Source organism: Pseudomonas haemolytica (assembly GCF_009659625.1).
GTDB classification, from domain to species: Bacteria; Pseudomonadota; Gammaproteobacteria; order Pseudomonadales; family Pseudomonadaceae; genus Aquipseudomonas; species Aquipseudomonas haemolytica.
Map to the genome: position 1 here is coordinate 287,279 of NZ_VOIW01000003.1, position 18,758 is coordinate 306,036.

Annotated in this window: 20 protein-coding genes; 6 read left to right on the forward strand and 14 right to left on the reverse strand. The window is 61.3% G+C overall.

Going from position 1 to position 18,758, the window contains the following annotated elements; translation table 11 throughout:
* The first annotated feature begins 83 nt into the window (after positions 1-83).
* Positions 84-1,010, forward strand: coding sequence for a type VI secretion system-associated lipoprotein TagQ (gene tagQ, locus FRT59_RS11690; RefSeq protein WP_034116429.1), 927 nt, complete (start codon positions 84-86; stop codon positions 1,008-1,010).
* Between the two features lie 124 nt (positions 1,011-1,134).
* The gene (locus FRT59_RS11695) at positions 1,135-1,509 is read left to right on the forward strand and encodes a hypothetical protein (protein ID WP_032803751.1); all 375 of its coding nucleotides are present in this window, start codon (positions 1,135-1,137) and stop codon (positions 1,507-1,509) included.
* Positions 1,510-1,641: 132 nt separating this feature from the next.
* On the opposite strand, the gene FRT59_RS11700 is transcribed toward FRT59_RS11695, so the two are convergent.
* The 6 genes from FRT59_RS11700 to exbB form a co-directional block, all read right to left on the reverse strand.
* The gene (locus FRT59_RS11700; protein ID WP_034116428.1) at positions 1,642-3,042 is read right to left on the reverse strand and encodes an aminoacyl-tRNA deacylase and HDOD domain-containing protein; all 1,401 of its coding nucleotides are present in this window, start codon (positions 3,040-3,042) and stop codon (positions 1,642-1,644) included.
* 77 nt (positions 3,043-3,119) lie between these two features.
* Complete coding sequence (recG, locus tag FRT59_RS11705; protein ID WP_153871284.1) at positions 3,120-5,195, reverse strand: ATP-dependent DNA helicase RecG; 2,076 nt, start codon at positions 5,193-5,195, stop codon at positions 3,120-3,122.
* A gap of 22 nt (positions 5,196-5,217) precedes the next feature.
* Positions 5,218-6,138 carry a hydrogen peroxide-inducible genes activator gene (locus tag FRT59_RS11710; protein WP_032878710.1) on the reverse strand — a complete coding sequence of 307 codons (921 nt, stop codon included), beginning with the start codon at positions 6,136-6,138 and terminating at the stop codon, positions 5,218-5,220.
* Positions 6,139-6,297: 159 nt separating this feature from the next.
* Positions 6,298-7,047 carry an energy transducer TonB family protein gene (locus tag FRT59_RS11715; protein WP_034116426.1) on the reverse strand — a complete coding sequence of 250 codons (750 nt, stop codon included), beginning with the start codon at positions 7,045-7,047 and terminating at the stop codon, positions 6,298-6,300.
* Positions 7,044-7,469 carry a TonB system transport protein ExbD gene (exbD, locus tag FRT59_RS11720; RefSeq protein WP_003176926.1) on the reverse strand — a complete coding sequence of 142 codons (426 nt, stop codon included), beginning with the start codon at positions 7,467-7,469 and terminating at the stop codon, positions 7,044-7,046. Before exbD ends, FRT59_RS11715 begins: the two co-directional genes overlap by 4 nt.
* Positions 7,470-7,475: 6 nt before the next feature.
* On the reverse strand, positions 7,476-8,459 hold the full coding sequence (gene exbB, locus FRT59_RS11725) for a tonB-system energizer ExbB (RefSeq protein WP_153871285.1): 984 nt from the start codon (positions 8,457-8,459) through the stop codon (positions 7,476-7,478).
* Positions 8,460-8,646: 187 nt separating this feature from the next.
* Here exbB and FRT59_RS11730 point away from each other — a divergent pair, with 187 nt between their 5' ends.
* On the forward strand, positions 8,647-9,498 hold the full coding sequence (locus FRT59_RS11730) for an SDR family oxidoreductase (protein WP_153871286.1): 852 nt from the start codon (positions 8,647-8,649) through the stop codon (positions 9,496-9,498).
* Positions 9,499-9,559: 61 nt separating this feature from the next.
* Here FRT59_RS11730 and FRT59_RS11735 read toward each other — a convergent pair whose 3' ends face one another.
* The 6 genes from FRT59_RS11735 to FRT59_RS11760 all read right to left on the reverse strand — a co-directional run bounded on the left by FRT59_RS11735 (position 9,560) and on the right by FRT59_RS11760 (position 14,868).
* Positions 9,560-10,300: a hypothetical protein gene (locus FRT59_RS11735; RefSeq protein WP_153871287.1), complete on the reverse strand. Its 741-nt coding sequence runs from the start codon at positions 10,298-10,300 to the stop codon at positions 9,560-9,562.
* Positions 10,301-10,356: 56 nt separating this feature from the next.
* The gene (locus FRT59_RS11740) at positions 10,357-10,737 is read right to left on the reverse strand and encodes a RidA family protein (RefSeq protein ID WP_034116422.1); all 381 of its coding nucleotides are present in this window, start codon (positions 10,735-10,737) and stop codon (positions 10,357-10,359) included.
* A 39-nt stretch (positions 10,738-10,776) separates the two neighbouring features.
* The gene (gene spoT, locus FRT59_RS11745) at positions 10,777-12,882 is read right to left on the reverse strand and encodes a bifunctional GTP diphosphokinase/guanosine-3',5'-bis pyrophosphate 3'-pyrophosphohydrolase (protein ID WP_034116421.1); all 2,106 of its coding nucleotides are present in this window, start codon (positions 12,880-12,882) and stop codon (positions 10,777-10,779) included.
* Between the two features lie 60 nt (positions 12,883-12,942).
* Positions 12,943-13,206 carry a DNA-directed RNA polymerase subunit omega gene (gene rpoZ / locus FRT59_RS11750; RefSeq protein WP_003176920.1) on the reverse strand — a complete coding sequence of 88 codons (264 nt, stop codon included), beginning with the start codon at positions 13,204-13,206 and terminating at the stop codon, positions 12,943-12,945.
* A 167-nt stretch (positions 13,207-13,373) separates the two neighbouring features.
* Complete coding sequence (gene gmk, locus FRT59_RS11755; protein WP_034116420.1) at positions 13,374-13,994, reverse strand: guanylate kinase; 621 nt, start codon at positions 13,992-13,994, stop codon at positions 13,374-13,376.
* A 10-nt stretch (positions 13,995-14,004) separates the two neighbouring features.
* Complete coding sequence (locus FRT59_RS11760; RefSeq protein ID WP_034116419.1) at positions 14,005-14,868, reverse strand: YicC/YloC family endoribonuclease; 864 nt, start codon at positions 14,866-14,868, stop codon at positions 14,005-14,007.
* Positions 14,869-15,096: 228 nt separating this feature from the next.
* Here FRT59_RS11760 and rph point away from each other — a divergent pair, with 228 nt between their 5' ends.
* Together rph and FRT59_RS11770 are read left to right on the forward strand one after the other, a co-directional pair.
* On the forward strand, positions 15,097-15,819 hold the full coding sequence (rph, locus tag FRT59_RS11765) for a ribonuclease PH (RefSeq protein ID WP_153871288.1): 723 nt from the start codon (positions 15,097-15,099) through the stop codon (positions 15,817-15,819).
* A 22-nt stretch (positions 15,820-15,841) separates the two neighbouring features.
* Positions 15,842-16,210, forward strand: a complete 369-nt coding sequence (locus FRT59_RS11770) for a DUF4870 domain-containing protein (RefSeq protein WP_153871289.1) — start codon at positions 15,842-15,844, stop codon at positions 16,208-16,210.
* A 59-nt stretch (positions 16,211-16,269) separates the two neighbouring features.
* Here FRT59_RS11770 and FRT59_RS11775 read toward each other — a convergent pair whose 3' ends face one another.
* Positions 16,270-17,049: an exodeoxyribonuclease III gene (locus FRT59_RS11775; RefSeq protein WP_003195493.1), complete on the reverse strand. Its 780-nt coding sequence runs from the start codon at positions 17,047-17,049 to the stop codon at positions 16,270-16,272.
* 82 nt (positions 17,050-17,131) lie between these two features.
* On the opposite strand from FRT59_RS11775, the gene pyrE reads away from it, so the two are divergent.
* Positions 17,132-17,779: an orotate phosphoribosyltransferase gene (gene pyrE, locus FRT59_RS11780; protein WP_122539170.1), complete on the forward strand. Its 648-nt coding sequence runs from the start codon at positions 17,132-17,134 to the stop codon at positions 17,777-17,779.
* Positions 17,780-17,839: 60 nt separating this feature from the next.
* On the opposite strand, the gene argB is transcribed toward pyrE, so the two are convergent.
* The gene (argB, locus tag FRT59_RS11785) at positions 17,840-18,745 is read right to left on the reverse strand and encodes an acetylglutamate kinase (RefSeq protein WP_003213275.1); all 906 of its coding nucleotides are present in this window, start codon (positions 18,743-18,745) and stop codon (positions 17,840-17,842) included.
* Positions 18,746-18,758 lie beyond the last annotated feature (13 nt).

Here is an 18,758-nt window from a genome sequence, read left to right on the forward strand (position 1 = left end):
CGTTGGCTGTCTAGCGAGCTTGGAAGGGACTCAGGCGGCGGTGGGCCGTGCTGGGCAAGTCAAACTTAACAGAGATCACACCTATGCTTTTTTCCCGTAAGGCGGTTTCCAAGCGTCACCTGCTGCTGATCGCAGCCGGTTTCAGCACCGTGTTGACTGGCTGCGCCACGTCGCCTGCGTCCAAGGTCGCGTCGAGCACCAAGGTCGAGTACTACCCCAACTGCTACGAGCCGGTACAGCACCTGCGTGCCACCGATTCGAACATGACCAAGTCGGTGGTGACCGGTGCCGCTATCGGTGCGGCCGGCGGCGCGTTGCTGGGCGCCCTGACCGGCGACAAGGAAAACCGTGGCCGTAATGCCGCCATCGGTGCGGCGGGTGGCGCCCTGGCCGGCGGCGCGACGGGTTACTACACCGAGCGTCAGAAGCAGATCGCCGATGACAACCAGCGCATCGCCTCCTATGCCGCTGACGTGAACAAAAGCGCCTCCGACATCGACCGCAGCACTGCCTACGCCAAGGCGTCGCAACAGTGCTACCAGAGCGCGTTCACCAAGCTGGTGGCTGATCGCAAGGCCAAGACCGTCAACGACACCGAAGGCCGCAAGCGCCTGGCGGAAATCGTTTCGGGCCTGAAGGAGTCCAATGACTTGATCGTTGCGGTCAACGGTAAAGCCAGCGAAGACCTGAACAACTACACCCAGGCCTACGAAAAAGACCTGCAACAAGTCGGCGTGCAGCGTGCCGACGTGGTCACCGTGGCCCAGGCCGATGTGGCTCCTGTTGTGCCTGCGGCCAAGAAGAAAGGCGCGGGCACCAAGCCACCGAAAAAGCCGGTGCTGCCAACCGTGCCGAAAGAAGCGGTCACCACCGAGAAGACCTTCCAGACGGCCCAGGCCAAGCAGGCTGAAAGCAAGCAAGTGGCCAACGCTGGTGATTCGCAGCTCAAGCTCAATTGCACCAACCCCAACCTGGTCGACTGGGCGCCAGTGCCTTGCCCTAACGTCTAAGCACTTGTTGCTATAAGCGTTAAACGCCCGCCGATCTGCGTCTAAAGCGCGAGATCGGTGGCGTTCTGTTTGCAAATCGTTACACTGCTGCGGCCACTCCAATAAATACACCGAGGCCGTGTGCATGAAATTTCGTCTTCTCCTGTGGGTGCTTGGCCTGATGATGGGCAAAGCCAGCCGCACCAACCCCGCCTTCCAGCAGCAACTGGGTGACAAAGACCTGGCGTTCCAGCTGCAGACCCTCGACGGCAAAGTCGCCCGTCACTTCATTGTCAAAGACCAGCGCATTACCAGCCGTTCAGGTGTCCATCCTGAGCCTGCCTTTGCGATTGCCTTCAAGGATGCCGCCTACGGCTTCGCCACGATGCAGGCGAAGAACAAGCAACTGGCGTTCATGACGGGCATCCAGGACAAGTCGATCCAGATCAAGGGCAACCCGGCGCTGGTGATCTGGTTCCAGGGGTTGACCAAGTATTTGAAGCCGAAGAAAAAGAAGTAGGGTTTTTCAGGTAGACCGCGGTGAGTTCTTCGCGAGCAAGCCCGCTCCCACATTCGACCATATTCCAAAGTTGGAACTCGGACTAATGTGGGAGCGGGCTTGCTCGCGAATGCGGTGTGACAGGCGGCCGATTTACCCTTGGCTGAACTGGGACGCCAGCTCGCGCAACAAGACCTCGGCGTCCAGCACTTTGCCGACGACTTCCTCAGCCTTGTCACGGCTCAACCCCAGCCGCTCAAGGAGTACGTCGGGAATCGCCTCATCCGGTCCGGAACCGATCCCGCGGCTGCGCAGCAAGCGTACCGCCAGGCACACCAGGTTCGGGTACTCCGCATATTGCCCGTCATAGGTCGGGTCGTGCTGAAAACGCAGGGCAGTGGACAGTTCGTCCGGCATGTCCCAGTAGCGCATCAGCCAGGCACCGATCTGCTCGCGGCTGATACCCAGCAAGTGCTGTTCGACGTAGCTGTGGCACAGGTGTGGGTTGACCTCCAGGTGCCGGCAGATCAGCGAGAAGTGCGGCGGGAATACGTGGGCCAGCAGCAGGTAACCGAAGTTGTGCAGCAGGCCGGCCAAATAGGTCAGTCCGGCTTCCGGACGCTGGGCGCGGGGCATGGCGCGGGTCAGGCCTTCGATCACGGCAGCGGTGTAGATCGACTGGTGCCAGTACGGCGTGGACTGATGCGGGCGGTCCTTGGGCAGGCTCAGGGTTTTGCCCAATGCCAGGCCCAGCGCGAGATTGATCACTAGATCAAAGCCCAGTACACGCACGATTGCGTCTTCCACTGAGCGGATCTTGCCCGGCGAGGCGTAGTAGGGCGACGCGGCCCAGCTCACCACCTGAGCGGCGAGGGCGGGGTCGGTTTCCACCACGCCGGTGATGTCATCGATGGTGGCGTTGGGGTCGACGCGTAGCTTGATGATCTTCTGCGCCGTGTCGGCCAGCGGCGGAATCTCGATGGTCGCTTCCAGGCGTTGCTGGATACGGCGAGCGGTGAACGCCTGCATCGCCTGGGTGATTTCCTCGCGGTCATCATTGGGGCGGTCGAGGTTCGGGCGGATATTGCTCAGCGGTTCGCCGAACTGCGCGGCGCTGGCCTTGGTGAGCATGCTCTTGAAGGCGTCGCTGGACATTTCCAGCAACAGCCCGGCTTCGCCCGAATGCACCAGCAGGCTCGGCTCATTGAGCAGGCTGCCTTCATACAGGCACGGCGAACTGGTGAGTGGCGGCAGGCCCGGCAGCAGGCTCAGGTCATGCTTGCCGAGCATGCGTTCGATGCGCTCAGGGGCTACGGCCGTGAGGCGGCGACCCGTGAGTTCGGCGAGGCGGTTGAGGTCGAGCAACTGGCTTTGGGGGAACAGCACCATGAGTGCGCCAACCGCATCCTCAAGCAACACCGCCTGGACCTTTCGCGCAGGGTTCAGGCCAGGTTGTTCGGTGACTTCCGTGTAGGGGATGGCGAGCTTGGCGAGCAGCGCCCGAATGACCGGCGGGGCGGTCAGTGGGGCTGTGGCGAGGGCGACTTCTGACATGGCCTGATCCAATTTCTTACATTCATTGGAGTATAACCAGCTTGATACAGGTGTTGGTCGGATAAGTGCGTCAGGCGTCACACTTGGCCGTATTGCTGCCCGTGCCGCAGCCAGCGGTCGAGCAAGGGGCTGACGTGATCGGGCCAGCGTTCGAGCAGGGCCTGGGCTGCATCGCGTACCGCAGGCAACAGGTCGGCGTCACGCATCAAGTCGGCGACCTTGAATTGCAACAGCCCGGTCTGGCGCGTGCCGAGCATTTCGCCTGGGCCGCGCAGCTCAAGGTCTTTTTCGGCGATGACAAAACCGTCGTTGGTTTCGCGCATGATGCCCAGGCGCTGGCGACCGATCTGCGACAACGGCGGGTGATACAGCAGCACGCAGTGGCTGGCGGCACTGCCCCGGCCGACCCGGCCACGCAGTTGGTGCAGTTGCGCCAGGCCCAGGCGCTCGGGGTTTTCGATGATCATCAGGCTGGCGTTGGGCACGTCTACGCCGACTTCGATCACCGTGGTAGCCACCAGCAATTGCAGGTTGCCGGCCTTGAACTCGGCCATCACCGCGGCTTTCTCCACCGGTTTCATGCGGCCATGGATCAGCCCGACCTTGAGCTCGCCCAGAGCACTGGTGAGGTCTTCATACGTGGTTTCGGCCGCCTGGCAGGTCAGCTCTTCGGACTCTTCGATCAAGGTGCACACCCAGTACGCCTGACGGCCTTCGGCACAGGCGCCGCGCACGCGCTCGATCACTTCGACGCGCCGGGTGTCGGTGACCAGCACGGTGTTGACCGGCGTACGCCCGGGCGGCAGTTCGTCGAGGATCGAGGTGTCGAGGTCGGCGTAGGCGCTCATGGCCAGGGTGCGTGGGATGGGCGTGGCGGTCATGATCAGCTGGTGCGGATTCATGCGCCCGCCCACGCCTTTCTGGCGCAGGGCCAGGCGCTGTTGTACGCCGAAGCGGTGCTGTTCGTCGATGATCACCAGGGCGAGGTTCTTGAACTGCACTTCGTCCTGGAACAGCGCATGGGTGCCCACCACCATCGGTGCGCCTGCGGCGATCTGCTCCAGGGCGCTCGCACGGGTTTTGCCCTTGAGTTTGCCCGCCAGCCACGCCACTTCCAGGCCCAGCGGCTCGAGCCAGCGCTTGAAGGTGATGAAATGTTGTTCGGCGAGGATTTCCGTAGGGGCCATCAGCGCCACTTGGTAACCAGCCTCCAGTGCTTGCAAGGCGGCGAGGGCGGCGACCACGGTCTTGCCCGCACCCACGTCGCCCTGGATCAGCCGTAGCATCGGCTCTTGCTGGCTAAGGTCGTAGGCGATTTCATTGCCCACCCGTTGCTGGGCGCCCGTCGGCGCGAAGCCGAGGTTGGCCAGGTATTGCGCAGGCAGCCGCGTGGCCTTGGGCATGGCCGGGGCGCGCAGGGAGCGCATGCTTTCACGCAGGCGTTGCTGCGACAGTTGGTGAGTCAGCAGTTCTTCGAAGGCCAGGCGATGCTGGGCCCAGTGATGGCCGAGGGCGAGCTCGTCCACGTCGGCATCGGCGGGCGGGTGATGCAGGTAGCGAATCGCATCGGCCAGGGGCGCCAGTTGATAGTCGCGAGCCAGTTCCAGGGGCAGCCAATCGGGCAGGCTTTGCGGGCCGAGCATGGTCAGGGTCTGCATGCACAACTGGCGCAGGCGCTGCTGGGTCAGGCCCTCGGTCAGCGGGTAGATCGGTGTGAGGGTGGTGTCTACCGGTGGTGGTTCGTCGCCAGTAATGGCGCGGTATTCCGGGTGGTAGATTTCCAGGCCCGATGCGCCAGGGCGCGCCTCGCCGTAGCAGCGCACGCGGGTGCCACGCTTGAGGCCTTCTTTCTGCGCGTTGCTGAAATGGTAGAAGCGCAGGCTCAAGCCGCCGGTGCCATCCTGCAGGCGCACCACCAGGCTGCGGCGCTTGCCCATCACCACGTCAGCGCCGCTGACGGTGCCTTCGATCACGGCGTCCTGCCCAGGACGCAAGTGGCCGATGGGCACCACGCGGGTGCGGTCCTGATAGCGCAGGGGCAGGTGGAACAGCACGTCCTGGAGGTTTTCCAGGCCGACCTTGGCCAGCTTTTCGGCCATGGCTTCACCGACACCCTTGAGTGCCGTCACCGACACCTGCGACAGTTCAGTCATAGTAGCTCTGTCATACAGTTGCTTAGCTCGCAGCGGGCGGCTTGGCCACCGAACACAGGCGGATCGAGTCGGCAAGGATCTCAATCGCTTTGGGGCGTGGGAAGCTGGCGCGCCAGGCGATCGCCACGGTACGGAACGGCACCGGTGGTGTGAGTGGGCGCACTTCGATCACGCCTTGGGCGTAGTGATGACTGTCCACTGCCGACAGCGGCAGGATCGAAATACCCAGGCCGGAAGCGACCATATGGCGAATGGTTTCCAGGGAGCTGGATTCCACCGTGGTGTGCTTGGCACCGTCGTTGCCCTTGGTCAGGGTCGGGCAGGCTTCCAGTACCTGGTCGCGGAAGCAGTGGCCCTCGCCGAGCAGCAGCAGGCTCTTGTCATTGAGCAGGCCGGCGTCGATGGTGTCCTTCTTGGTCCACGGGTGGGAGGCCGGCATCAGCACGTAGAACGGCTCGTCGTAGAGCGGCAGGGTCAGCACGTCGGCTTCGTTGAAGGGCAGGGCGATGATGATCGCGTCCAGCTCGCCGTTGCGCAGTTTGTCGCGCAGCACGTGGGTGAAGTTTTCTTCGATATACAGCGGCATCTGCGGCGCGACGCGGTGCAGTTGCGGAATCAAGTGCGGGAACAGGTACGGGCCGACGGTGTAGATCGCGCCGACTTTGAGCGGTGCTGTCAGCTGGTTCTTGCCGGCCTGGGCCAGCTCGCGAATGCTTTGCGCTTGCTCCAGAACCTTCTGGGCCTGGGCAACGATGCCTTCGCCCACTGGGGTGAGGCGCACGGCGCTCTTGCTGCGCTCGAAAATCAGCACACCGAGTTCGTCTTCAAGCTTTTTCACACCCACCGACAGCGTCGGCTGGCTGACATGGCAACGCTCGGCCGCGTGGCCGAAGTGCTGTTCTTGGGCGAGGGTCACGATGTAGCGTAATTCTGTAAGAGTCATAGCGGGCGTCCATGAGGTTGCGGGCCAAGCATACCGGCTGCAATCGATAGACGCACGTTATCAGAACTTTGCAGGGGATTGAGCGGGGAATACCGGGAATTTTGCTGATGCGATGAAAGCGAATGTGGGAGGGAGCAAGTCCCTCCCACATTGATGGATCTAGCGGCGCCGCTTGTCGATGTTGTAGACGAATGGTGCGACGAGTTCGACGCTACCGTTTTTCAGCAGGTCGGCCGGAGGCTTGGGCAGTGGCTGAGCCTTGCGGATCATCTCCAGGGTCGCACGGTCCAGGTCGGCGTTGCCGGAGCGGCCCTCCAACTCGTAGGACAGCACATTACCTTCGGCATCGACCACAAAGCGCAAGCGGTTCATGCCTTCCTTGCCGCTGCGTTGGGCGCCAGGCGGGTACTTCTTGTACTTCTGCAGGTGCGCCAGCAGGGTGCTTTGCCAGGATGCCTGGGCCGCGACCTGTTGTGCCGATGGGCCGGGCGCAGGCTGGGCCGATTTTTCCGCCGGTGCGTTGGTCGGTGGGGTTTCGCTCGGTGGCTCCTCGGAAGGTTTCTCCTTGGGCGGTTCGGGCTTCTTCTCCACCGGCTTGGGCGGTTGCGGCTTAGGCTTGGGCTTGACCGGCTTGGGCACCTGGATCGTTGGCTTGGGCGCCTCGGCCAGTTTCGGCAGAGGCAGCTCTTCCACCGGTGCAGGCGGCTGCGGCGGCGTAATCACCTTGGGCGGTGCCGGAGGCGGCGGTGCTGGCATCGGCGCCAGGTCGATGACCATGGCGGCGGGTGGCAGCTGGATCACCTGCGGCGCGGACCACTGGAGCGCGATGATGATCGCGACGGCATGCACGCCCAGCACGACGGCGAGGCTGGTGCCATAACGCGTCAGTTTGTGGCGCGTCGTGATCATTTCTTGGCTGCCGTCTCAAGTCCGACCAGGCCCACCTTGAGGTAGCCGGCTGCCCGCAGGGCATCCATCACGCTCATCAGGTCGCCGTAGTCCACGCCTTTGTCGGCCTGGAAGAAGATCGTCGTGTCTTTCTTACCTTGGGTCTTGGCGTCGAGCACCGGGCCCAGGCTTTCAGTCTTGACTTCTTCTTCGCCCAGGAACAGGCGTTGGTCTGCCTTGACGCTGAGGAAGATCGGCTTCTCCGGCCGCGGCGCAGGCTTGGCGCTGGATGCCGGCAGGTCCACCTTGATGTCCACGGTGGCCAACGGTGCCGCCACCATGAAGATGATCAACAGCACCAGCATCACGTCGATAAACGGCGTGACGTTGATTTCGTGGTTCTCGACGAGTTCGTCGTCGCCTTGATTCAAATGCAGGCCCATGGCCGATTACCCCACTTTCACCATGTGCGGTTGCGAGCTGCGCTCGGTAGGCAGGTGATCGAGGTCACGGCTGACCAGCAACAGCACTTCTGCCGATGCATCCGAAACCTGGGCCTTGTAGCCGGCAATGGAGCGGGCGAAGACGTTGTAGATCACCACCGCAGGAATCGCGGCAACCAGGCCCAGGGCGGTAGCCAGCAGGGCTTCGGCGATGCCGGGGGCAACGACGGCGAGGTTGGTGGTCTGGGTTTTGGCGATGCCGATGAAGCTGTTCATGATGCCCCATACGGTGCCGAACAGGCCGACGAAGGGTGCGGTGGAGCCGATGGTGGCGAGCACGCCGGTGCCACTGCTCATGTTACGGCCGCAGGCAGCAACCAGGCGCTCGAGGCGGAAAGCCACGCGCTCCTTGATGCCTTCTTTTTCGCGGGTGTTGGCCGACAGGCGCATTTCTTCGAGCGCGTCGTGTACCAGGGTGTTGGCCAGGGTGCCCTTCTTGGTGGCGGTTTCGCTCGCTTCCTTGAGGGTGGTGGCTTTTTTCAGGTGGACGATTTCAGCCCGCAGGCGACGCTTGGCGCCCAACAGCTCGAAGCCTTTGGCGATCCAGATGGTCCAGGTGATGATCGAGGCGATGGCCAGGCCGATCATCACGGCTTTCACCACCACGTCGGCGTTCTGGTACATGCCCCATGGCGACAGGTCGTGGGCCATGCCCAGCGTGTTGTCTTCTTCCAGCACTACGCCGGTTTCGTCGGCAGGTGCGGCGTCGCCTGCGGCCTGGGCCGGGTCGGTGGCGACGGGTGCGACGGCAGGCGCAGCTGGGGTCGCAGCGTTCTGCTCGGCAGTCGCCGGAGTGGCGGGGGCGGTGGCATCAGCGAATGCGGCGGTCGGTGCCAGCAGTACGCTGAACAGCATCGCAGCAATCGCACGCCAGGCGCGGGATGGGCTGTGAGGCTTGGTTGGCGAAGCGGGGTTTGTATTACGTGTCATGCTGGCCGGACCTGAGAGAAAAAATGAGTGATCGTCCTTCGAGACCCGTGGGGTCGAGGACAAATGGGCGGTTATTATTGCAAGTAATTCTTGTTAACAGAAGTAATACAGTAACTTTATTTGTCCTTTTTCTGGCCGCTGGTCATCTCTGGCAGCTAATCTGCGCCTTTAAGAATGGAGTTTTGTGATGTCTGTGCCTTCTGTTGTGATTGCCGGTTGCGGCGATGTGGGTAGTCGGCTGGCTAGCCAATTGCTGGCCTCGGGATGGGAGGTTCACGGCCTGCGTCGCGATATTTCGCGCCTCCCCGACGGCGTGATTGGCATCGCCGGTGACCTGTTCAAAAAGGACTGCCCTGACACCTGGCCCATCGGCGGGGTGGATTACCTGGTGTATTGCGCCGCTGCCACTGACCACGACGAAGCCGGTTATCGCGCCGCTTACGTGCAAGGGCTGCAGCATGTGTTGGAGTGGCTGGAGGACTACGGCCAGGCGCCCAAGCATTTGCTGTTTGTATCCAGCAGCAGCGTGTATGGGCAGCAGAACGGCGAGTGGGTCGACGAAACGTCAGAGACGCAAGCGAAGGGTTATTCCGGGCAGGTGATGCTGGAAGCCGAGCAAGTGGCGCTCAATAGCGGTATCCCCGCCACTGTCGTGCGGCTGACCGGGATTTACGGGCCAGGGCGTGAATGGCTGCTGACCCAGGTGCGCCAAGGCTATCGCGTAGCGATTGACCCGCCTTTATATGGCAACCGGATTCACGCGGATGACGCGGCCGGACTGCTGGCCTTTTTACTGCGGCATGTAGAGCAGGGCGGTGCATTGGACAAGGTCTATATCGGTGTCGACGATGCGCCTGCGCCACTGGCCGAGGTGGTCGCCTGGTTGCGCGAGTACCTGGGTGTGACCGAATGGGCCGATGACGCCAGTGTGCGGCGTGCGGGCAGCAAGCAATGCAGTAATGCCAGGGCTAAGTCCCTTGGTTGGGCGCCGAAGTATCCGACTTACCGGGAAGGCTACGCCGCGATCCTGAAAGGCTGAAACGCGGTCAAAAATGTGGGAGGGGGCTTGCTCCCACATTTAGATTCAGGTGATGCTGTTATTACTTTTCAAGCAGCCAATGGCGCGGTCCCGGCGTGAACTGAGGCACTTCATCAGCCTGCGCGGTATTGATTGCCTGAAAGATCTCCAGTTGCCCGCCCTTACGCGCGAAGATCCAAGGGTTGCCCTGGCCGTTCAGTTGCAGCCAGATGCTGTCGTAGCCACCGCTCATGGAGGCGCAATCGCCTGCCAGGCACAGTGAGTAGCGGTCGGCGCCAGGCAGGCCCGCGACCTTGCCATCGGCCTGGAACTGCACGGTGGCGCCGTTGCCGGTGCCGTCGGTGATCTTCCAGTCGCCGCCCATGTAGGCCGCGTACAGCGCCCGTTCGAAATTGGCACCTATTGGCGCGCCTTCGGGTGCGGGTTCTTTGGCGCGGGCAAACAGTTGCTCCGGCTCATTGTCGTTGGCCACTTGCAGCAGTTGTTTGCCTTTGCGCTTGAGTTCGGTCGCGGCGCTGCCATAGAAGTCGACGCTCCAGGCGCCGGATTTTTCACCGGTCAGCTTGCCTTCGGCCACTTCAAAACCGTTGTAGTAGCGTGCCTGCGCAGCCTTGGTGTTGACCTCCCACTCAAGGTTGGGGCCATAGGATTGCAGGGCTTCACGCAAAGGGCCGCCCTTGGCTGCCGCGTCGATGGCGGCCTGGTTGATCCAGGTGCCGCTCACATCCAGGTCGGCGGGGTTGCTGGCACAGCCGCCCAGCAACAGGGCGAGCAACGAAGAGGCTACAAGCGCTTTGCGCATTACGAAATCCTTCTGAAACGAAGTCGGCGCAGCCTGTTGGAGCTGCGCCGGGTGTTTTACTCGATGACCAGAATGGCGTCCATCTCAACCTGTGCGCCCTTTGGCAGGGCGGCAACGCCGATGGCGGCGCGGGCTGGGTAGGGTTGTTCGAAGTACTTGCCCATGATCTCGTTGACCTTGGCGAAGTGGCTCAGGTCGGTGAGGAAGATGTTCAGCTTGACGATGTCCTTGAACGAACCACCAGCAGCTTCAGCCACGGACTTGAGGTTTTCGAAGACCTGTACGGTTTGCGCTTCGAAGCCTTCAACCAATTCCATGGTCTGTGGGTCCAGTGGGATCTGGCCGGACATGTAGACGGTGTTGCCCGCCTTGATCGCTTGGGAGTAAGTGCCGATAGCGGCTGGGGCTTTATCGCTGGTGATAACTGTCTTGGTCATGAGTGACTCCTTGTAATGGGTGATGAGTTATCTGAAGAGCTATGCACGCATACGGGTGATACGGATGACCCCAGTCAAGGCGCGCAGCTTCTTGATCACGCGAGCCAGGTGTACGCGGTCGTGCACGCTGACCACCAGTTGGACCACGCTGATACGACCATCGCGTTCGTCCATGCTGATTTTCTCGATATTGCCGTCGGCCGCGTTGACGCTGCTGGCCAGCAGGGCGATCAGGCCGCGCTGGTGTTCCAGCTCCACCCGCAGTTCGACGTTGAACTCGCCGGTGACATCCTTGGCCCACGAGAGCTGGATGCATTTTTCCGGGTTGTGGCGGATTTCGGTGATGTTGCGGCAGTTGTCCAGGTGCACCACCATGCCTTTGCCCGCAGACAAGTGGCCGACAATCGGGTCGCCCGGGATCGGCGTGCAGCATTTGGCGTAGCTGAGCACCAGGCCCTCGGTGCCGCGAATTGCCAGCGGGCCTTCCGGGCTTGGCAGTTGTTCGCCTTCGCCCAGTAGGCGGCGGGCGACCACGTAGGCCATGCGGTTGCCCAGGCCGATATCTTCCAGCAGGTCTTCGATGGTTTCCTGGCGGTACTCGTGGAGCATCGCTTGCACGCGCTCCTGCGCAATCTTGTCCAGGGCGCTGTCGAAGCCGTTGAGCACCTTGTTCAGCAGGCGTTCGCCCAAGCTGATCGACTCGGAGCGACGCTGCAGTTTCAGGGCGTGGCGAATATGCGTGCGTGCCTTGCCGGTGACCACGAAATTGAGCCATGCCGGGTTCGGACGCGCGCCTGGAGCACTGACGATCTCGACCGTGGAGCCGCTTTGCAGCGGTTCGGACAGCGGTGCGAGACGACGATTGATCCGACAGGCGATGCAGCTGTTGCCCACGTCGGTGTGCACCGCGTAGGCAAAATCGACCGCGGTGGAGCCTTTGGGTAGCTCCATGATGCGGCCTTTGGGCGTGAACACGTAGACCTCGTCCGGGAACAGATCGATCTTCACGCTTTCGATAAATTCCAGGGAGTTGCCGGCACGTTGCTGCATTTCCAGCACGCCCTTGACCCACTGGCGGGCGCGGGCATGGGTGCCTTTGGGCTGCTCGTCGCCGCTGGATTTGTACAGCCAATGGGCGGCGATGCCGTTGTTGGCCATTTCTTCCATTTCGCGGGTGCGGATCTGGATCTCGATCGGCACGCCATGCATACCGAACAGCGTGGTATGCAGCGACTGGTAGCCGTTGGCCTTGGGAATCGCGATGTAATCCTTGAAGCGGCCGGGCAGGGGTTTATACAAATTATGCACAGCGCCCAGCACGCGGTAGCAGGTGTCGACCTTGTCGACGATGATCCGGAACGCGTAAACGTCCATGATCTCGTTGAAGGCCCGGCGCTTGCCGCGCATCTTCTTGTAGATGCCGTAGATGTGTTTCTGCCGGCCGCTGACCTCACCCTCGATCTCATCGATCGCCAGGCAATGGCTCAGGGACTCTTCAATCTTGTTGACGATTTCCTTGCGGTTGCCCCGGGCGCGCTTGACCGCCTGGTAGATGCGCGCCGAACGCATCGGGTGCATGGCCTTGAAGCCGAGGTCTTCGAATTCGATACGAATGGCGTGCATGCCCAGCCGGTTGGCGATGGGCGCGTAGATTTCCAGGGTTTCCTTGGCGATGCGCCGGCGCTTTTCGCCGGAGAGCACTTCCAGCGTGCGCATGTTGTGCAGCCGGTCGGCCAGCTTGACCAGGATCACGCGGATGTCGCGGGCCATGGCCATGGCCATTTTCTGGAAGTTTTCCGCCTGGGCTTCGGCCTTGGTCTCGAAGTTCATCTGGGTCAGTTTGCTGACCCCGTCGACCAGTTCGGCCACGGTTTCGCCAAATTGCGCACTGAGCGCTTCCTTGGCAATGCCGGTGTCTTCGATCACGTCATGCAGCATCGCGGCCATCAGGCTCTGATGGTCCATGTGCATGTCGGCCAGGATATTGGCCACCGCAAGAGGATGGGTGACATACGCCTCGCCGCTACGGCGGCGTTGGCCGTCGTGGGCTTGTTCGGCGTAGAAATACGCTCGGCGGACCAGGTTGACCTGGTCTGGGCCGAGGTAGGTCGATAAGCGATCGGCGAGGGCGTCTATGCTCGGCAAAGTATGAACTCCTGCCGAAGATTGTGACCCCGCGCCGTGCTACGTCGACCAGGCATAGGCTTAGACGGCCTCGTTGGACTCGTCCTCGAACGCTGCAAACAGCGGTTCGTCTTCAACGATTTCGGCGTTGGCGATGAACTCGTAGCTCATCAGGCCTTCAGCGATTTCACGCAGGGCTACAACGGTAGGCTTGTCGTTTTCCCACTGGACCAGGGGCTCTTTGCCGCCAGTGGCCAGTTGACGGGCACGCTTGGTAGAGAGCATGACCAGCTCAAAGCGGTTATCCACGTGTTCTAGGCAGTCTTCAACGGTTACGCGGGCCATGGTATTCCTCGGAGCGAATGCAAGATGCGCGCTGCCCGGTTGGGCGAGCGGACTGAGCAGTTTAAAAAATCACCAGCGTTTAGGGAAGCGCTGATTTTTCGCAGGCTCTCGCAAAACCGCTACAAGTGCCAATGTAAGGCCCTTGCAGCCGTTTTGGAAAGAGCCAGTCAGCCGAGCAGTTCGGCCAGTAATTTGCCGAAACGCTGCTGTTGACGCTTTTGCTGGAGCTGGTTGCTGCGGAAAATCGCCTTCAAATCGTCCAGGGCTTGGGCAAAATCGTCATTGATGATCAGGTAGTCGTAGTCGACATAGTGGCTCATTTCGCTGACGGCTTCACGCATGCGACCTTCGATGATCTCGTCGCTGTCCTGGCCGCGGTTGGTCAGGCGCTGGTGCAACGCTTCCAGCGATGGCGGCAGAATGAAGATCGAGCGTGCCTTGGGCATCAGCTGGCGCACTTGTTCGGCGCCCTGCCAGTCGATTTCCAGAATCAGGTCGTGACCTTCGTCCAGGGTCTGTTGCAGGTGACTTTGGGAGGTGCCGTAGAGGTTGCCGAAGACTTCGGCGCGCTCGAGGAAGTCACCATGCTCGATCATCTTGACGAACTCGGTGCGCTCGACGAAGTGATAGTGCACGCCGTTCACTTCACCCGGGCGCATGGCGCGAGTGGTGTGGGACACCGAGATGCGGATCTGCTCGTCAGCGTCGGTCAAGGCCTTGACCAGGCTGCTCTTGCCCGCGCCCGAAGGGGCGGAAATGATGTAAAGGGTGCCGGTGCTGTGGGTCATGGAGGTTGCCTTACTCAATATTCTGTACTTGTTCGCGCATCTGCTCGATCAACACTTTGAGGTTGACCGCCGCCGTGGTGCTGCGCGGATCGAACGCCTTGGAGCCCAGTGTATTGGCTTCGCGGTTGAGTTCCTGCATCAGGAAGTCCAGGCGCCGACCGGCGGCACCGCCAGACTTGAGCACGCGACGTACTTCAAGGATGTGGGTGCTAAGGCGGTCGAGCTCTTCGGCCACGTCGCTCTTCTGTGCGAGCAAGACCATTTCCTGCTCCAGGCGCGTCGGGTCGAGGTCGGCCTTCATGTCGGCGAAGCGGTCGAGGACCTTCTGGCGTTGGGTGGCGAGCATCTGCGGCACCAGTTCGCGCAGGGTGACTACGTCTTCTTCGATCGAGGTCAAGCGCTCGTTGATCAGGCGCGCCAGTTCGGCGCCTTCGCGCTCGCGGCCGGCCTTGAGCTCCTTCAAACCCTGGTTGAACAGGGCGAGGGCTTCGGCGTTCAGAGCTTGCGGGTCGGTCGCATCGGCCACCAGCACGCCAGGCCAGGCCAGCACTTCCAGAGGGTTCAGTGCGGCCGGTTGCTGGATCAGGCCGGCGATGGTTTCTGCGGCGGCGACCAGTTGCGCGGCGCGGTCGCGGTCGACCTGCAGCGGCTTGCCGGTGGTTTCTTCGGTAAAGCGCAGGGTGCATTCCAGCTTGCCACGGGAAATGCCTTGGCGCAGCGCTTCACGCACGGCGCCTTCGAGATCGCGGAACGACTCCGGCAGGCGCAGATGCGGCTCCAGGTAACGGCTGTTGACCGAGCGCAATTCCCAGCTGAGGGTGCCTTGGGCCCCGGCTTTTTCGACACGGGCGAAGGCGGTCATGCTGTGCACCATGGAGGTACCTCGCGATGCAGTCCCGCAAATACGGGCTGATGAGTAAATTGAAGCCGACAGGCTGCGAAGGCGCAGGAGTGTAGCGCAGTGGGGCGCAAGGCCCCAAACCCTGGCGCTCACAAAGCGCGACGAGTCGCGCATTCGTAACCGAATTTTTAGAAGTGCCCCGAATCGGCTTGCGGCTCTATAATGCTCGGCAGTTTTTCGTCCTCAGTACAGGTATCCCCTATGAAACGTCCAAGTGGTCGCGCTGCCGATCAGCTCCGCTCGATCCGCATCACCCGCAACTACACCAAACACGCCGAGGGATCCGTACTGGTCGAGTTTGGCGATACCAAGGTGATCTGCACCGTCAGCGTCGAAAATGGCGTGCCGCGCTTCCTCAAGGGGCAGGGCCAGGGCTGGTTGACCGCTGAATACGGCATGCTGCCGCGCGCCACTGGCGAGCGTAACCAGCGTGAAGCCAGCCGTGGCAAGCAAGGCGGGCGTACCCTGGAAATCCAGCGCCTGATTGGCCGTTCCCTGCGTGCCGCCCTGGACATGTCCAAGCTGGGCGACGTGACCCTGTACGTCGACTGCGACGTGATCCAGGCCGACGGCGGTACGCGTACCGCGTCCATCACCGGTGCCATGGTGGCCCTGGTTGACGCGCTGAAAGTCATCAAGAAACGCGGCGGCCTCAAAGGCGGCGACCCGCTCAAGCAGATGATCGCCGCTGTATCGGTCGGCATGTACCAGGGCGAGCCTGTGCTGGACCTGGACTACCTGGAGGACTCGGCCGCAGAGACCGACCTGAACGTAGTCATGACCAGCACCGGTGGTTTCATCGAAGTACAGGGCACGGCTGAAGGCGCGCCATTCCAGCCCGCTGAGCTGAACGCGATGCTGGCCTTGGCCCAGAAAGGCATGAGAGAAATCTTCGAACTGCAGAACGCCGCACTGGCTGACTAAGCCGGTAACAAGGAGAAGCGCCATGAGTGACAGCCAGTTGCCGGTACCGGCACCGTCCAAGGAAGTACACCAGTTGGCAATGCTGTGTCACTTCGCGGCGTTTGCGGGGTTGGTATTTCCTTTCGGTAGTTTGTTGGGGCCGCTGATCCTGTGGCAGTTCAAGAAGGATGTAGACCCGCTCATTGATGATCAGGGCAAGGAAGCCCTGAATTTCCAGATCACCGTGGCAATCGCCTGGCTGGTGTGCCTGGTGCTGGGCTTCGTGGTGATCGGCTTTTTGCTGATGACCGTGCTGGTGATTGGGGCGCTGATACTGACGATTATCGCCGGGATCAAGGCCAACAAAGGCATTGCCTATCGTTATCCGTGGACTTGGCGCCTGGTCAAGTAACCGGGCGGCCACAAAAAAACCGACATCGCTGTCGGTTTTTTTGTATCTGGAGAAAGACCTCAGATGGTCAATGTCCAGTCGTAGTCCACGATCAGTGGCGCATGCTGCGAGAAACGCGGCTGGCGCGGCAGGCGTGCACTGCGCACGAACCGGCGCAGGCCCGGCGTCAGTAACTGGTAGTCGAAGCGCCAACCCAGGTTGAGCATCTCGGCCTGTTCGTTATCCGGCCACCAGCTGTACTGGTCGCCTTCACGGCTGACTTCGCGCAGGGCATCGACATAGCCCATGTTGCCGACAATCTCGTCCATCCAGGCCCGTTCCGGCGCCAGGAAGCCCGGGGATTGTTGGCTGTCGCGCCAGTTCTTGATATCCAGCTTCTGTTGCGCCACGTACAGCGAGCCACAGTAAATGTACTCGCGACGTTTGCGTCGCTGTTTATCCAGGTAACGGGCGAAATCGTCCATTAGCTTGAATTTCTGGTTCAAGTCTTCATCGCCGTTCTGCCCCGAAGGGAGCAGCAAGGTCGCGATGCTGACCTTGTCGAAATCGGCTTGCAGGTAGCGCCCGTAGCGGTCGGCTGTCTCGAAGCCGAGGCCGCTGATGACCGCCTTGGGTTGCAACCGCGAGTACAAAGCCACGCCACCTTGGGTGGGCACTTCGGCATCGCAGGCATAAAGGAAGTAGCCATCCAGTTGGAAGGCTGGGTCGTCCAGTTCAAAGGCGGAGGCGCGGGTGTCCTGCAGGCAGATGACGTCGGCATTCTGTGCTTGCAGCCAACTGAGCAAACCACGCTCGACTGCAGCCTGAATACCATTAACGTTCACACTGATGATCCGCATAAATGGCCCCAAAAATCGCGTGCGTGTATGATACACGCCGTCCACCTAATTAGCTAAATCCGTGGTATCTGAGGCTTTTTTCATGCAGGCGTATCAACGCGATTTCATTCGTTTTGCCATCGATCGCGGCGTTTTACGCTTCGGCGAGTTCACTCTCAAGTCCGGGCGCACCAGCCCGTACTTCTTCAATGCGGGCCTGTTCAACTCGGGTTCGGCCCTGGCTCAGCTGGGTCGTTTCTACGCGGCAGCCATCGTTGAAAGCGGTATTTCCTTCGACGTACTCTTTGGCCCAGCCTACAAGGGTATTCCCCTGGCTGCGGCTACAGCGGTCGCGTTGGCAGAGCATCACGGGCAGGATCTGCCGTGGTGCTTCAACCGCAAGGAAGCCAAGGCCCACGGTGAAGGCGGTAGCCTGGTCGGGGCTCCGTTGACTGGCGATGTGCTGATCATCGATGACGTGATCACCGCTGGCACCGCCATTCGTGAGGTGATGCAGATCATCGCTTCCCAGGAAGGCGCCAAGGCCGCTGGCGTGCTGATCGCCTTGAACCGCCAGGAGCGTGGCAACGGTGAGTTGTCGGCGATCCAGGAAGTGGAGCGTGATTTCGGTATTCCGGTGGTGAGCATCGTGTCGTTGAACCAGGTGTTGCAGTTCCTGGAAGATGATCCGCAGCTCAAGCAGCACTTGCCGGCAGTCAAGGCATATCGCGAGCAGTTCGGCGTTCAGTAATCGCCGAATCATAAAAAGCCCCGCTCAACCAGGTTGAGCGGGGCTTTTTGCTTCATCGTTTTAAGGACGCTTGCGGTTACTAATCAGCGTGCCCACACCCGTATCGGTGAAGATTTCCAGCAGGATTGCATTCGGAACCCGGCCATCGAGGATCAGCGAGCTGCCGACGCCGCCTTGCACGGCTTCCAGCGCGCAGCGGATCTTCGGCAGCATGCCGCCATAGATGGTGCCATCGGCGATCAGATCGTCCACTTGCTGGGTGGTCAGGCCGGTTAATACCTTGCCTTCCTTATCCATCAAGCCCGCGATGTTGGTCAGCAGCATCAGCTTCTCGGCCTTCAGCGCCTCGGCCACTTTGCCAGCCACCAGATCGGCGTTGATGTTATAGGACTCGCCATTGGCACCCACGCCGATCGGCGCGATCACCGGAATGAAATCGCCCTTGACCAGCAGGTTCAGCAGATCGGTGTTGATACCGATCACTTCGCCCACCTGCCCGATATCGATGATTTCCGGCTGGGTCATCTCGGGGGTCTTGCGGGTAACGGTAAGTTTCTTCGCGCGGATCAGTTCCGCATCCTTGCCGGTCAGGCCGATGGCGCTGCCGCCGTGGCGGTTGATCAGGTTGACGATGTCTTTGTTGACCTGGCCGCCGAGGACCATCTCCACCACGTCCATGGTCTGCGCGTCAGTGACACGCATGCCATCGATGAAGTGACTCTCGATCGACAAACGCTTGAGCAGATCGCCGATTTGCGGGCCGCCACCGTGTACCACCACCGGGTTGATCCCCACGGCTTTCATCAGCACGATGTCACGGGCAAAGCCGGTTTTCAGCTCGTCGCTTTCCATGGCATTGCCGCCGTACTTGATCACCAGCGTCTTGCCGACGTAGCGTCGAATATAAGGCAACGCTTCGGACAGGACCTTGGCGGTATTGGCAGCGGCTTCGCGTTCGAGGGTCATTCAGGGCTCCGGG

What these genes read in the sequence shown, in the direction of transcription:
- FRT59_RS11715 (WP_034116426.1), bottom strand. Translation starts at nt 7,047, where the DNA reads ATGATCACGACGCGCCACAAACTGACGCGTTATGGCACCAGCCTCGCC.
- FRT59_RS11710 (WP_032878710.1), bottom strand. Translation starts at nt 6,138, where the DNA reads ATGACTCTTACAGAATTACGCTACATCGTGACCCTCGCCCAAGAACAG.
- tagQ (WP_034116429.1), top strand. Translation starts at nt 84, where the DNA reads ATGCTTTTTTCCCGTAAGGCGGTTTCCAAGCGTCACCTGCTGCTGATC.
- recG (WP_153871284.1), bottom strand. Translation starts at nt 5,195, where the DNA reads ATGACTGAACTGTCGCAGGTGTCGGTGACGGCACTCAAGGGTGTCGGT.
- exbD (WP_003176926.1), bottom strand. Translation starts at nt 7,469, where the DNA reads ATGGGCCTGCATTTGAATCAAGGCGACGACGAACTCGTCGAGAACCAC.
- exbB (WP_153871285.1), bottom strand. Translation starts at nt 8,459, where the DNA reads ATGACACGTAATACAAACCCCGCTTCGCCAACCAAGCCTCACAGCCCA.
- rph (WP_153871288.1), top strand. Translation starts at nt 15,097, where the DNA reads ATGAAACGTCCAAGTGGTCGCGCTGCCGATCAGCTCCGCTCGATCCGC.
- gmk (WP_034116420.1), bottom strand. Translation starts at nt 13,994, where the DNA reads ATGACCCACAGCACCGGCACCCTTTACATCATTTCCGCCCCTTCGGGC.
- FRT59_RS11700 (WP_034116428.1), bottom strand. Translation starts at nt 3,042, where the DNA reads ATGTCAGAAGTCGCCCTCGCCACAGCCCCACTGACCGCCCCGCCGGTC.
- rpoZ (WP_003176920.1), bottom strand. Translation starts at nt 13,206, where the DNA reads ATGGCCCGCGTAACCGTTGAAGACTGCCTAGAACACGTGGATAACCGC.
- FRT59_RS11770 (WP_153871289.1), top strand. Translation starts at nt 15,842, where the DNA reads ATGAGTGACAGCCAGTTGCCGGTACCGGCACCGTCCAAGGAAGTACAC.
- pyrE (WP_122539170.1), top strand. Translation starts at nt 17,132, where the DNA reads ATGCAGGCGTATCAACGCGATTTCATTCGTTTTGCCATCGATCGCGGC.
- FRT59_RS11735 (WP_153871287.1), bottom strand. Translation starts at nt 10,300, where the DNA reads ATGCGCAAAGCGCTTGTAGCCTCTTCGTTGCTCGCCCTGTTGCTGGGC.
- FRT59_RS11730 (WP_153871286.1), top strand. Translation starts at nt 8,647, where the DNA reads ATGTCTGTGCCTTCTGTTGTGATTGCCGGTTGCGGCGATGTGGGTAGT.
- FRT59_RS11760 (WP_034116419.1), bottom strand. Translation starts at nt 14,868, where the DNA reads ATGGTGCACAGCATGACCGCCTTCGCCCGTGTCGAAAAAGCCGGGGCC.
- FRT59_RS11695 (WP_032803751.1), top strand. Translation starts at nt 1,135, where the DNA reads ATGAAATTTCGTCTTCTCCTGTGGGTGCTTGGCCTGATGATGGGCAAA.
- FRT59_RS11740 (WP_034116422.1), bottom strand. Translation starts at nt 10,737, where the DNA reads ATGACCAAGACAGTTATCACCAGCGATAAAGCCCCAGCCGCTATCGGC.
- argB (WP_003213275.1), bottom strand. Translation starts at nt 18,745, where the DNA reads ATGACCCTCGAACGCGAAGCCGCTGCCAATACCGCCAAGGTCCTGTCC.
- FRT59_RS11775 (WP_003195493.1), bottom strand. Translation starts at nt 17,049, where the DNA reads ATGCGGATCATCAGTGTGAACGTTAATGGTATTCAGGCTGCAGTCGAG.